Here is a 12302-nt window from a genome sequence, read left to right as displayed (position 1 = left end):
CAGCCGCCCGGCCGGGAAGAGACCCGGCCGGGCGGCTGCGCAGTTGAGCGGGTGACCGGTTGTCCGGTCAGCCTCGGCGGGCCGGCAGGATCTGGACGGTGTCGCCCACGGCGCGCTCACCGGTCGCGTCGGAGGTGATGTTGACGAGCTTGCCGCCGACCACCATCGCGCTGGAGCCGCCGCCGTCCAGATTGAGGGCCTGCTTCGCGCCCAGGGAGCGCATGAAGCGCGCGGCCTCGCCCAGCGTGAAGCCCTCGCTGACACCCGGCTGACGCCCGTCGACGGTGACCAGGAGCAGCCGCCCGTGCCCGTCGATACCGGCCATCGTGCGCGGCTGGCGCACATTCGACCACGCGAAACCGAACGAGAGGTCCAGCGGATCGAGCGTGCCCTCGGTGGCGGCGTCGATGGCGATCCGGCCGTTCTTCACCAGCGTCGGCGCGGCGCTGACGATGCTGTCGTGGGCGCCGAGCTCGACCTGACGTCCCGCGGAGTCGCGGATGACCTCCCGTACCGGGATCCGCTCGCCCTGACGGCCGTGGGCCGTCAGCCAGTCGGCCGCGCCGCCGATGCCCTGGAGGACGGAACCGCCGGCCGGGACCGTACCGCCGCGCGGGCCCGCGGAGACCACACGGTCCTTGGAGTCGAGCACGACCTGGGTGCCGGCGCCCTGAGGCAGAGCGGCGCCGAACCTCGGGGTGAACTTCACCAGGTCGTCGGGGAGCGAGCAGGTGGTGTCGTGGCGGGCCAGTTCGGTGGGCGCGCCGCCGGGACGGCCGCAGTTGCGCACCTTTCCGGGAAGCCGGTTGATGCCCTGCACCGCGTACGTGGAGGACTTCGCCCGGGCGGTGACCGTGGTGGACAGATCGGCGATACGAGGATGCCGTCCGCCGTCCGCCAGGATCAGCGCGGCGCGGGAGCCGGCGGCCATCGACTCCAGCTCGCCGTCGTAGGCGGCGATACCGGCCACCGTGCCCTGTACGCCGTCCGCGTTGGAGGTGATGAAGAAGCCGCCGTTGACGGCGAGCAGGGAACCGTTCTTCACGGCCACGGAAGAGGTCGTCTCACGGTCCGCGACATTGCCGTCGTGGGTGCTCGCCACCGTGCCGCGGAACCGGGTCGGGTCGATGACCGCGACATGGATGCTCTCCCGGTCGGCGAGCTGTCGGCCGTCGTAGCCGGTCCACTCCACGGCCGTACGGAAACCGCCCGCCGCGACCGCCTGGTTGGCGCTCTGGGCCTCGGCCTGCGTCGCGTACGAGCCCACCCGTACCTGCCAGCCCATCGTGCCGCGCGGTGTGTCCGCGTACTCGTCCCAGACGACTCGCTCCACGCGCGGCTCGAACCCGGCGGCGCGGAGCTGCCGCTCGGCGGTGTCGGCCCAGGTACGGTCGCCCAGCGGAGCCCATGTCGCCGCGCCCGTCAGCCGGTTGACGGCCGGAGCCTGGAGCGTGATCGTCCAGACGGGCGTGACGCCCTTGTTCTGGATGACGCCGGTGCGCACCTGCACGCCGGGCGCCACGGTGTCCGTCTTCCACTGCACCTGCTGAGAAGCGGAGAGCGCGACAGGTGCTGCCGGAGCGAGAGCCTGCGCCGATCCGGACAGCGTCAGGGGATTGACAGCCGCGAGCACGACGGCCGCACCGAGCGCGACGCGTGTCCGCAGAATACGCCGGGCCGCGCCGGCTCCACGCGGATGCTTCGGCGGCTTTCCGTCTTCGTCGTACATGGTTTCCCCTAGCAGGTTGGTGCTCGACACGGCCCGGCCTCACGGCACGCCGTCCACAAGATGCGGAGGCCATCCCAGCCGCGCACGGGGGCCGGGACGATAACAACCAGGGGCGCCATGCGGAAGGCCCGATGAAGTGGCGTCACGATTAACGGGCCCAGGGCCGGTCTTTTGGAGCAGGCCCTAGCAGGCCCTAGTTGGCCCTAGTTAGCCCTAGTTGGCCAGCGCGACCACCGCATGAGCGGCCGAGGCGAGTGTGACATGACGGTGCCATCCGCCGAAGGAACGGCCCGTGAAGTCCCGGATACCCACCTGGTCCGCGATCTCCGTGAAGTCCCGGTCGACCTTGGCGGTGAGCTTGCTCAGTCTCAGCAAGGAAGCCGGTGGCGTGGTCGTCAAATTGGTCAGCCACAGCTCCGCGGGCCAGCGCCCGCCGTCCTTGCCCACGCCCAGCAGCAGCAACTCCCCGCGTCCCGCGGTGTGTCCTGCCTCCGCGGCCTGTACGGATGACGGGAAAGGCAGGGAAGGCAGGCCGACGCGGACGGTGGCGGCCAGGTTCAGCCGTCTCGTCGGCTCCGGACCGGAGTCCTTTCCCAGGACCGGCCGCCGCATGTCCTTGGCCAGGCTCATGATCTGGTAAGCGGGCAGTAACTTGCCTCCACAGCCCGGAAGAATGGAATCCGCCACGGCAAGACGAAGGTCACCGCCGACTCTCGCGAGGAGCGGTGTGCCCGTGGCGCCGAGTTTCTCGAAGATCGTTATCGCGTTCGCCTCGCCGATGTCGAGCACCACGGGCCGGACGGGCAGCCCCCATCGCCTCGTGGTCTCAAGGCTCGCCTCGATCATGCATTCACTCAGAGTCTCCACGTCCACTCCATCCGGAATCGACACCTGACTCCGCCGGAGATCGTCCTTGATCCAGGCCCGGGGTAAATGAAGGCGCCAGTTCACCGGAGTGCTCATCTCCTCCGAGACCGCCCAGACTCCGATGGCGCGTTGCGCGTTCAGCACCTGCCCCAAGGTCGGAAAGAAATGCTTGTCCACTCCCACCGAGTGCTGTCCGGTCTTGGGGATGATCATCGGCTGTACCACCCAGGCCTGCGGAGGTGAGATACCTACCCAATAGGTGGCAAGTGCCCTGCGAATCGGGGTCCAGTCCCAGGTGGAGTCACAGATGAAGTGATGAAGGTTCTGCTCCGAAGCCTGCTCGCCGAGCAGCGCCGCGATATTACGTATTGACTTGCGTCCCTGGGTCTCCAGTAAGCCACGTAAGTACTGCATGCCTTTTCTGCACTGGTCGCTGCGGGACAGTGAGGTGAACAATATCGAGCAGAGTTCGGTGAACAGCACATCATGGGAGCTGGAGTGAAATGGCGCGCGTGCGCCCCGCACAATCGGGCGGGTGGAGGAATTCATCATGAGGTGGCCCCGTTTCTGTTCGGTCCGGTCGTTCCCGTCAGCTGGCGACTGCGGATGCCCAGAACGGGATACGGGAGAAGTCCGTACGGTGACGCGTCCGGTGACGGTGCTTGCTGTCCTGGACGAGACAGTAAGGATCGGACGAGGCGGAGCCATCACATGCGGGGAGAGAGTGTCAAGTTACCGGACGGTAGTCCCGTTGGTGTGGCTCACGTCACCCTCGGCTCGGGCCCGTACTCGCCGTCAGTCCTCGTAGTTCCAGGGCGGCGACGAGATGGGCGACGGAAGCCAGCGTGATGTGGCGGTGCCAGCCCGGAAACGACCGCCCGGCGAAGTCCCGTACTCCCACGCTCTCGGAGATCGTGGCGAAGTCGCGCACAACGACGCCCGGCAGCCGGGTGAGCCGCAGGGCAGGGACGGCGGAGGGAACATCGGCGTTGGTGAGCCAGAGCCGGCGGCGTGGGTGCCCGACCGGGCCCCATTCGCCCAGCAGCAGCATTCTGTCGCTCCGCGAAGGCGATGCCACCACAGGGATCGCCACGGCCGTCGTCGGGCCGTCGCCCGGATTGACCTGCCGCCGAAGACGCGGAAGGGACTCGGCGAGCTCGCCGGCCGTGCGCTCCCGACCGCCGTACTTGGGCAGTTCGGACCGGTCGAGCCGCAACTGCGCCTCCGGACTCACCCGGACGATGAACGCGATCCCCATCGACGAGAGGAAGCGCGCGATCGACGCGGCGTCCACGTCCGCGACATCCACGACGACCGGCCCGCGCGGCACATCCTTCATGCCCAGGACATTGGCCACCGCTACACGTACGCACTCCTCGATGGTGCCGACCGTGGCATCGGCGGGAACGCTCGCGCGTCGCCGCAACGGATCCACCATCCAGCGGGCGGACAGACGCAGTTGCCAGTCGACAGGTACGGCGGACCGCCCGGACACCAACCATGCCCCCACCGCGTGCTGGCCGTTGACGGTCCGTCCCAGCGGCAGGGACTGCTGGTCGACGCCGACGGAGTGGGACCCGGCCTTGGGAATCAGCGTGGGCCTGATCACCCAGGCGTCCGGTGCCAGCGTCCGCTGCACATGCCGAGCGAGGGCGCGCCGTACCGGCATCCACTCCCAGGGCGACTCGCTGATGAAGTGGTGCACGCTCTGTTGCGCCGCGGCGCCGTCCAACTGTGCCGCGATGCTCCGCAATGTCTTGCGCCCTTGCACCGACAAAAGGCCGCGGACGTACTGCTCCGCCTTGATCCGCTGCCCGCTGCGCTGAAGCGAGCCGAACAGCCACTCACTGAGCTCGGCGTCCAGGGCCGCCGGCGCCGCCGAGGTGGTCAACTCCTCGTTCATATACGCATGCTGATGAAGATCTCGCATCGTGGATCCCCCCTGCTCACCCGCCACTCCGCCCAGCCGGAGCGAAGCACCGCGCCGCACCGGTGCCGCCGCCAACCTCGAACCTCGCAAAAAAGAGGACAGTTGTCCCGTTTCTTTATACAGGTCCGCGCGGACAACGGCCGCCCTGCGGCAGCCACGAGATCCGTTGCGACGTGCACGAATCTCCGCCCGGCAGAGCCGCACACTATTTTCGGCAGGACGGCACAGATCCCCGGCGCATCAGGAACCACGCGAAAAACAGGTCGCGTTGAAGGTTTTCTAAGTCCTCACGCCGGCCGGGAAGGCTCCGCGGAGCTCTCCGCCGCCTTGAGCAGGCGCTCGGCGCGCTGCGGCGAGGTGTCCAGCTTCGCCAGCACACCGGCGCTGGCGATATTGGGCAGAACGAGCTCGAAGAGGCACGAGATCTCCTCGGACAAGTCGCGGTCCGGCAGAGTCTCGGTGATCTGCTGTACGCCGGTCCACGCCCCGACGAGCAGCCGCGCGGTGTCGCCCGGGTCGACATGCACGAGCAACTCGCCCCGCTCCTTGGCCTGGGTGAGCAGCTCCTGCCCCAGGCTGATCCAGTCGGGCCAGCGGGTGCCGAGGAGTCCGCGGGCCTTGATGTCGACGGACAGCCGGATCGCGGCTCCGAGCAGTGGCTCCCTGGGCAGGCGGTAGGCGAGGAGCAGTGCCAGGTCCACCCACTCCTGGAGCTTGAAGTCCTGCGGGGCGAGTCCTTCCATGGTCACCGCCTCGTCCAGCACACCGCGTGCGAGCTGCTCCTTTGTGGTGAAGTGGAAGTACAGGCCACCGCGGGTGAGTTGAATCCGTTCGATGAGGCCGCCGATGGTGGTGGCGTCATATCCGAGCTCGTTGAACATCTCGGCCGCGGCCTCAAGGATGATCCTGCGGGTGTGGATCGCCCGCTCCTGCCTCACCACCTCAGGCCTCCCCCAACACTTTCTTTACCACTGCGTGAACTCACATTTACCTTGGGTAGAAACCGGACGGAGTGCCGGTACTTTAACAGCACAATTCATTGACCTGCGCAGACCGGTCAGTTCAAGGGGGGACCTTGCACTACTTCGCTCTCGCACCGCGTCCGTCCACACCGCCGTCGACTCTCCTCGGCGCCTACGCTCATCTGAAGCGCGCCGAATCCGTACTCGTCACAGGCTGGGAGCGCGTCGGCGCCCATGAGTTCACGGTGGGCGTCAGATGGCCGGCCGCCCAGGGAGACCTGCCGTACGATCCACGATTACTCACCCAGACCATCAGACAGAGCGGCCTGGTCATCGCGCATGCCGCGTACGAGGTTCCGCTGACGCACCAAACCATGCTGGGCAGCCTCGACTTCACGGTCACACCGGGCTTTCGGGTTCCGCGCGACCGGACCGCGACGCTGGATGTCCGGATCACCGTGGCGGCGACCGGAAGCAGCCGACGCACCAGCAGGTCTCTGCAGTTGAGCTTCCATATCCTCCGGAGCGGTGTCACGGTGGCCCGGGCGGCCTCCGAATTCCGCTGGATCTCACCGGCGGTCTACCGTCGGGTGCGCGGCGCCCATCTCTCTGTCGACTGGGGATCCTGGCCGCTGCCGGCGCCCATGGACGCGAAGCTCGCCGGTCGGGCCTCCGCCGCCGATGTGGTGCTCGCGCCCGGGGACCGGCCGCACCGCTGGCTGCTGCGGAACGACCCAAGCAACCATCTGCTCTTCGACCATCCCGTGGACCATGTGCCGGGACTGGCCCTGCTGGAGGCCGCCTACCAGGCCGCGCATGCGCTGCAGGCCGCCTACCAGGCCGCGCATGCGCTGCTGGCCCCGGCGGCGCCCTTCATGGCCGGCCGGGTCGCCATCACGTACGACCGGTACGTCGAGTTCGACCGGCCGTGCTGGATCGAGGCCGAGTCACTGCCGGCGCCCGGCCCCGACCGGTGTGCCGTCCAGGTCAGCGGCACACAGGGCGAGGAACCGGCGTTCCGGGTCATGTTCGGTGAGGTGGAGCGGTGAGGGTTCGACGGGCTGACGTGGTCAAGGTCCGGTGGGCTGAGGTGGTGAAGTTCCGGTGAGGTGAGGCGGTGGAGGAGAGCGCGCGGTCCGGGCCGGCCGGCTCACTGGTTGACGAAGCCTCCGTCCACCGGCAGTACGGTGCCGGTCAGGAACGGGCATCGGTCACTGAGCAGCCAGGCCACCGCCGCCGCGATCTCCTCCGGTTCCGCCGTACGTCCTTGAGGAGTCAGCGAGTTGGCCAGCTCCTGGAGGCCGGGATTGCGGCCGAACCAGTCGGTGGTGATCTCGCTCCGTGTGGTGCCGGGAGCCACGGCGTTCACACGGATGCCCTGCTTGGCGTACTCGTCGGCGGCGGCCCTGGTGAAGCCGATGACCGCGTGCTTCGAGGCGATGTACGGAGCGGCGGCGGGGATGGCCACCAGGCCGCCCACACTGCTGTTGTTGACGATGGAGCCTCCGCCGTGCTCCAGCATCGCCGCCAGCTCGTACCGCAGGCAGTTGAAGACGCCACGGACATTGGTGTCCATGATGCTGTCGTAGACGTCGTCCGACATCAGATGCAGCGGAGTACGGTCGCCGCCGATGCCCGCGTTGTTGAAGGCCGAGTCCAGGCGTCCGTACTCGGCCAGAGCGAAGTCCACCGCCCTGGCGGCCTCTTCGGGTACGGAGACATCGCTCACCACATACGCCGCTCGCGCTCCCTTGTCCCGTAACTCATCGGTCAGGTCGGCCAGGCGGTCTTTCCGGCGGGCGGTGAGGACCACCGCGGCGCCTTCCTCGGCGAACACTCGTGCCGCTGCGGCACCTATGCCGCTGCTCGCGCCCGTGATGAGGGCGACTTTGCCGGAGAGGAGATCTTTACTCATGGGCGAAGTGTGGCAGGCCCGTTCCCGGCACAAGCGGGATTCGGTCCGCCCGCCGCGTCGTCCGCCACGTTGTACGTCGCGTCGCCCGCCACGTCGTCCGCGAGGACCGTGCCGGCTGTCAGCAGCCCGACAGTGCGTCGCAGGTCCGCGCCATGTCCTTGCCACCGGCCCGGACTTCGTCCATGGGCCACTCGCGCTTCCTCAAGGGCGCCGCGCCGCTGCCCGTCGCGTCGATCTGGGCCCGTACTGCCTCCGCCGACAGCTGAGGCAGCATCAGCCGCCAGAACGGTGTGACCGCCTGGCGTGAGTGCCACTGGGCGTCGCTGCGTCCCAGCACCTCAAGCCCCGCTATCACGGCCGTAATGGCGGAAACGGCATCGTCGAGCACGACATCGGCGGCCAGACTGCCCTGGTCCCTGGCGACGGTCAGCATGAGCTGGACCCAGTCCTGCCACTGCTGCCACAGATTCACACCGCCCTGCCAGGTCGCGTCGCTGCCGAGGCCGAACCCGGCCCTCAGCACCGGATCGCAGGAGAGCCGCTGTGCCAGCGTGTGCGAGGTGTCGACCAGCAGCTGGAGCGGCGCCGGGTGCCTGAGCGGAACGTTTCCGGTGATGTACAGCAGTGTCTGTGCCGCGGCGGACTCGACCGCCTCCCCCAGCGCCCGCTTGTTCCCGAAGTGGAAGTGCAACGCACCGTGGCTGACACCGGCCCGGGCGCAGATCTGCGTGACGGAGGAATCCGCGAATCCGGCCCGGTCGAAAACCTCCGCGGCGGAACGGATCAGTTCTCGACGCGTACGTACGGCACGGTCCTGCTTGGCCATGAGGCGCTCCGGGAGGGTGGTGAGCGATGGGTGAAACGCACGAGAACATGCCCACAAGAAAATGCCACAGAGAGACGACGGAGGAACCTGACTCCGGGTCGGCCGCCACACGGCCTGGCTGGATCGCGCCCTGCACGGACCGGCGCCGCGGAGGGCGCCGCCGAGGCCACCGCGGCCTACACACTCGGCCTTGAAATCGGCATAGGCATATGCACATGCATCGTGCAAATGTTACCACGGCACCAACTAATCGGTACGGACCATTACCGATCCTGGCGCGATATCGCGCCCGGCGCACCGGCCTTTGACGACCGCGCCGCCGTATGCGGCGGTCCTTGTCCTGGGCCGACCGGTCCGACCAGCGACTACACCAAGATCAAAGGAGTTTGCGGCGGCCCTGGACGGTTGAGGAGCGGTGGGCCTCATCCGGCCGACATGACAGATCGTCGATTGTTTATTCCGGAACCTGGTTGGGCTCTGGGTAGCATCGGGCGAAAAGTTGGCGGGAAGGAAAGGGCGGTCCTGAAACGGACCGTCCTGAAGAAGAGCGTGCCGTCGTCGGCGTGTATGCCGACGCGCCAGTCCGTCATTCCCTGCCATAAAAGTCGGCCAGTGATGCGATGCGGAGACCCAGAATGCGGCTTGCGCAAACGTTGGCACATGTCATGGAACGCTACGCGGACCGGCCCGCCGTCGGCGAGCGCGCAAAGGAATTCACACGGGACCCGGACACGGGCCGCGTTTCACTCCGTCTGCTGCCACGATACGAGACGACCAGCTTCAGCGAACTGTGGGATCGCGTCCGTGCGGTGGCGAATGAATGGCACCACAATCCAGCACATGCGTTGAGCGCGGGCGAGCGGGTCGCCATCCTCGGTTTCGCAAGCCGTGACTACGCGACGGTCGATCTGGCCTGCGCCCATCTCGGCGCGGTCAGCGTACCGCTCCAGACCAGCTCTCCGGTCTCTCAACTGGAGTCGATCGTCAGCGAGACGGAGCCGTTCACGGTCGCCGCGAGCATTGAACGTCTTGATGTCGCAGTCGAATTGATACTGCGGAATTCTTCGGCCCGGCGTCTGGTGGTCTTCGACTACCATCCGGAAGTCAGCGGTCAGCTTGAGACTTTCATATCCGCCCGCGATCGTCTGGCACAGGTCGGCCGCGATGTGGTTTTCGAGTCCTTGTCCGAGATTCTCGAACGAGGATCCGCGCTGCCCAGAGCGCCGTTGTTCACGGCCGGCGACGATGAAGATCCGCTGGCCATGCTCATCTATACGTCGGGAAGTACCGGGACGCCGAAGGGCGCCATGTACACCGAGCGGCTGACGAGTGCGATGTGGGGCGGCGCCTGGTCGAAGCTGTTCTCCGACACGCATGCGATCAACATCAATTACATGCCGATGAGCCATGTCGCCGGCCACTCCTCGCTGAAGAACACGCTGGCGCGCGGCGGGATCAGCTACTTCACGGCGAGCAGCGATCTGTCGACCTTCTTCGAGGACATCGCACTGGCGCGTCCTACGGAACTGTCGCTGGTGCCACGCGTATGCGAAATGCTTTTCCAGAAGTACCAGAGCGAACTCGACCGGCGTGCGACGGACGGTGTCGACCGGAATACCATCGAGTCCGAAGTCAAGGCGGAGATGCGCAAGAATCTCCTCGGCGGCCGACTCACCTGGGCCAGTTGCGGTTCCGCGCCGCTGTCCGCCGAACTGCGCGCGTTCGTGGAGTCCTTGCTGGATTTCAAGCTGCATATCATCTACGGTTCCACGGAGGCCGCGGCCATCTCGGTCGAGAACAAGCTGCTGCGCCCGCCGGTGATCGATTACAAGCTCGTTGATGTGCCTGAGCTCGGCTACTACCGGACCGACTCTCCTCATCCGCGAGGAGAGCTTCTGCTGAAGACCGAAGCCATCATTCCCGGGTACTACAAACAGCCCGAGCTGACGACAGAGATCATGGACGAGGACGGCTTCTACAAGACGGGCGACATCGTCGCGGAGCTCGGACCGGACGAGCTGATCATCCTGAACCGCCGTAAGAGCGTCCTCAAGCTGTCGCAGGGCGAGTTCGTGGCGACCTCGCGTCTGGAAGCCATCCTCGCCGTCAGTCCGCTGGTCCGGCAGATCTTCGTGTACGGCAACAGCGAACGGTCCTACCTGCTCGCCGTGGTCGTGCCCACTCCGGACGCTCTTGAGCAGTTCGGTCATCGGACGGAGACCCTGAAGCAGCTTCTCAGCGAGTCCTTCCAGGAGATCGCGAAAGAAGCGGAGCTCAACTCCTATGAGATTCCGCGTGACTTCCTGATCGAGACCGAGCCCTTCAGCCAGGCGAACGGCCTGCTCTCGGACCATCGAAAGCTGCTGTGGCCTCAGCTCCTGGACCGGTACGGCAAGCGCCTCGAAGAGCTGTACTCCGACATCACCGCACGAGAGACCGAGGAATTGCTCGAAGTGCGCCGCACGGGTAATGACGGGCCGGTGCTGGAGACAATCCAGCGGGCCACCCGGGCGCTGCTCGCAGGCTCCATGGTCGAGGTGAGCCCCACCGCACACTTCAGGGATCTGGGCGGAGACTCCCTGTCCGCGGTCTCTTTCTCCAATCTGCTCCATGACATCTTCGGAATCCGCGTTCCTGTGGACATGGTCATCAGCCCGGCGTACGACCTGCAACATGTGGCCGACTACATCGAGGCGAAGCGTGCGAGCGGACTGAATCAGCCCAGCTTCGCTTCGGTACACGGCCAGGACAGTACCGAGGTCCATGCCAAGGACCTCACTCTGGGCAAATTCATCGATCCGCAGACGATCGCCGACGCCCGGTCACTTCCCCGTCCGGACGGAGCACCCAGGACCGTGCTGCTGACGGGCGCGAGCGGCTATCTCGGCCGCTTCCTGTGCCTGGAATGGCTGGAGAAGCTGGCTCCGGCGGGCGGGAAACTGATCTGTGTAGTACGCGGAAGAGATACGGCAGCGGCCAGAAAGCGACTGGACGAGGCGTTCAGCAGTGGCGATGCCGACCTGGTCCGCACATTCCAGGAGCTGGCCGCCGGTCATCTGGAAGTCGTGGCGGGCGATATCGCGGAGCCGCAGTTGGGACTGGACGACACGACCTGGAAGCGGCTGTCCGACGATGTGGATCTGATCGTCCACGCCGGCGCCCTGGTGAACCATGTCCTTCCGTACAACCATCTCTTCGAAGCCAATGTCGTGGGAACCGCCGAGCTCATCCGGCTGGGACTCACCAGCCGGATCAAGCCGTTCACGTATATCTCCAGCGTGGCCGTCGCCACCTCCCGCGCCGGACAGCCGGCCCTGGACGAGGACTCCGACGTACGAGTCGCCATTCCCGTCCAGCAGACCGACGAAGGCTATGCCGGCGGTTACGCGACGAGTAAGTGGGCCGGGGAAGTTCTGCTCCGGGAAGCGCACGACACATGCGGCCTCCCGGTCACCGCCTTCCGGTCGAACATGATTCTCGCGCACAGCCGGTACGGCGGCCAGCTCAACGTTCCCGATCTCTTCACCCGCCTGCTGTTCAGCGTCATCGCCACCGGTATCGCGCCGTATTCCTTCTACCGCACCGACAGCGAAGGAAACCGTCAGCGGGCTCACTACGACGGCCTGCCCGTGGATTTCACCGCCGCGTCCGTCGTGGCACTGGGCGGACAGACCACGGACGGATACCGGACCTTCAGCCTGGTGAATCCGCACGACGACGGAATATCGCTCGATGTCTTCGTCGACTGGCTGAACGACACGGGCCATCGGATCGAGCGGGTGGACGACTACGGAGACTGGCTCGCCCGGTTCGAGGCGGCCATGCGCGCACTGCCTGAAGGACAGCGGCAGCATTCCGCACTGCCGCTCATCCATGGATTCGAGCAGCCGGAGAACGTGATCCGCGGATCCTTCATACCGTCCGGTCGATTCCGTGCCGCGGTTCAGGCGGCCAAGATCGGCCCGGCCGAGGACATTCCGCGGCTCTCGCCGTCCCTCATCAGGAAGTACGCCACCGACCTGAAGCGGCTCATGTCCGTGTGAACCGCAACCACCGCGACCACCGACACGAAC

At 66.6% G+C, this 12302-nt stretch carries 8 protein-coding genes; 2 read left to right on the top strand and 6 right to left on the bottom strand.

Going from position 1 to position 12302, the window contains the following annotated elements:
• Positions 1–67: 67 nt before the first annotated feature.
• From ACFV6H_RS16430 to ACFV6H_RS16415, 4 genes are all read right to left on the bottom strand, one after another.
• A complete protein-coding gene (locus ACFV6H_RS16430; RefSeq protein ID WP_385542199.1) occupies positions 68–1729 on the bottom strand; it encodes a phosphodiester glycosidase family protein in 1662 nt (553 codons plus the stop codon).
• 213 nt (positions 1730–1942) lie between these two features.
• Entirely contained in the window at positions 1943–3148 is a 1206-nt protein-coding gene (locus tag ACFV6H_RS16425) for an IS701 family transposase (RefSeq protein ID WP_385542197.1), read from the bottom strand.
• Positions 3149–3362: 214 nt separating this feature from the next.
• Entirely contained in the window at positions 3363–4499 is a 1137-nt protein-coding gene (locus ACFV6H_RS16420) for an IS701 family transposase (protein ID WP_385542195.1), read from the bottom strand.
• Between the two features lie 314 nt (positions 4500–4813).
• The gene (locus ACFV6H_RS16415; RefSeq protein WP_385542193.1) at positions 4814–5467 is read right to left on the bottom strand and encodes a ScbR family autoregulator-binding transcription factor; all 654 of its coding nucleotides are present in this window, start codon (positions 5465–5467) and stop codon (positions 4814–4816) included.
• Between the two features lie 134 nt (positions 5468–5601).
• On the opposite strand from ACFV6H_RS16415, the gene ACFV6H_RS16410 reads away from it, so the two are divergent.
• Complete coding sequence (locus ACFV6H_RS16410) at positions 5602–6537, top strand: ScbA/BarX family gamma-butyrolactone biosynthesis protein (RefSeq protein ID WP_385542191.1); 936 nt, start codon at positions 5602–5604, stop codon at positions 6535–6537.
• Positions 6538–6638: 101 nt separating this feature from the next.
• Here the strand turns inward: ACFV6H_RS16410 and ACFV6H_RS16405 are convergent, their stop codons facing one another.
• Both ACFV6H_RS16405 and ACFV6H_RS16400 read right to left on the bottom strand, forming a co-directional pair.
• Positions 6639–7403 (bottom strand): SDR family NAD(P)-dependent oxidoreductase, encoded by a 765-nt coding sequence (locus ACFV6H_RS16405; RefSeq protein WP_384977793.1) that lies wholly within the window; start codon positions 7401–7403, stop codon positions 6639–6641.
• Positions 7404–7521: 118 nt separating this feature from the next.
• Positions 7522–8229: a ScbR family autoregulator-binding transcription factor gene (locus ACFV6H_RS16400; RefSeq protein ID WP_385542189.1), complete on the bottom strand. Its 708-nt coding sequence runs from the start codon at positions 8227–8229 to the stop codon at positions 7522–7524.
• A 620-nt stretch (positions 8230–8849) separates the two neighbouring features.
• Between ACFV6H_RS16400 and car the strand changes: the two genes are divergently transcribed.
• The gene (car, locus tag ACFV6H_RS16395; protein ID WP_385542187.1) at positions 8850–12272 is read left to right on the top strand and encodes a carboxylic acid reductase; all 3423 of its coding nucleotides are present in this window, start codon (positions 8850–8852) and stop codon (positions 12270–12272) included.
• Positions 12273–12302 lie beyond the last annotated feature (30 nt).

Origin of the sequence: Streptomyces sp. NPDC059743, from assembly GCF_042732975.1 — a bacterium.
Taxonomy (GTDB): Bacteria; Actinomycetota; Actinomycetes; order Streptomycetales; family Streptomycetaceae; genus Streptomyces.
This window is presented reverse-complemented; position numbering and strand designations above follow the sequence as displayed.

Bases quoted from the DNA above. Each gene is read 5' to 3' on its own strand.
- ACFV6H_RS16430 (WP_385542199.1), bottom strand. From the start codon at position 1,729: ATGTACGACGAAGACGGAAAGCCGCCGAAGCATCCGCGTGGAGCCGGC.
- ACFV6H_RS16425 (WP_385542197.1), bottom strand. From the start codon at position 3,148: ATGATGAATTCCTCCACCCGCCCGATTGTGCGGGGCGCACGCGCGCCA.
- ACFV6H_RS16420 (WP_385542195.1), bottom strand. From the start codon at position 4,499: ATGAACGAGGAGTTGACCACCTCGGCGGCGCCGGCGGCCCTGGACGCC.
- ACFV6H_RS16405 (WP_384977793.1), bottom strand. From the start codon at position 7,403: ATGAGTAAAGATCTCCTCTCCGGCAAAGTCGCCCTCATCACGGGCGCG.
- ACFV6H_RS16400 (WP_385542189.1), bottom strand. From the start codon at position 8,229: ATGGCCAAGCAGGACCGTGCCGTACGTACGCGTCGAGAACTGATCCGT.
- car (WP_385542187.1), top strand. From the start codon at position 8,850: ATGCGGAGACCCAGAATGCGGCTTGCGCAAACGTTGGCACATGTCATG.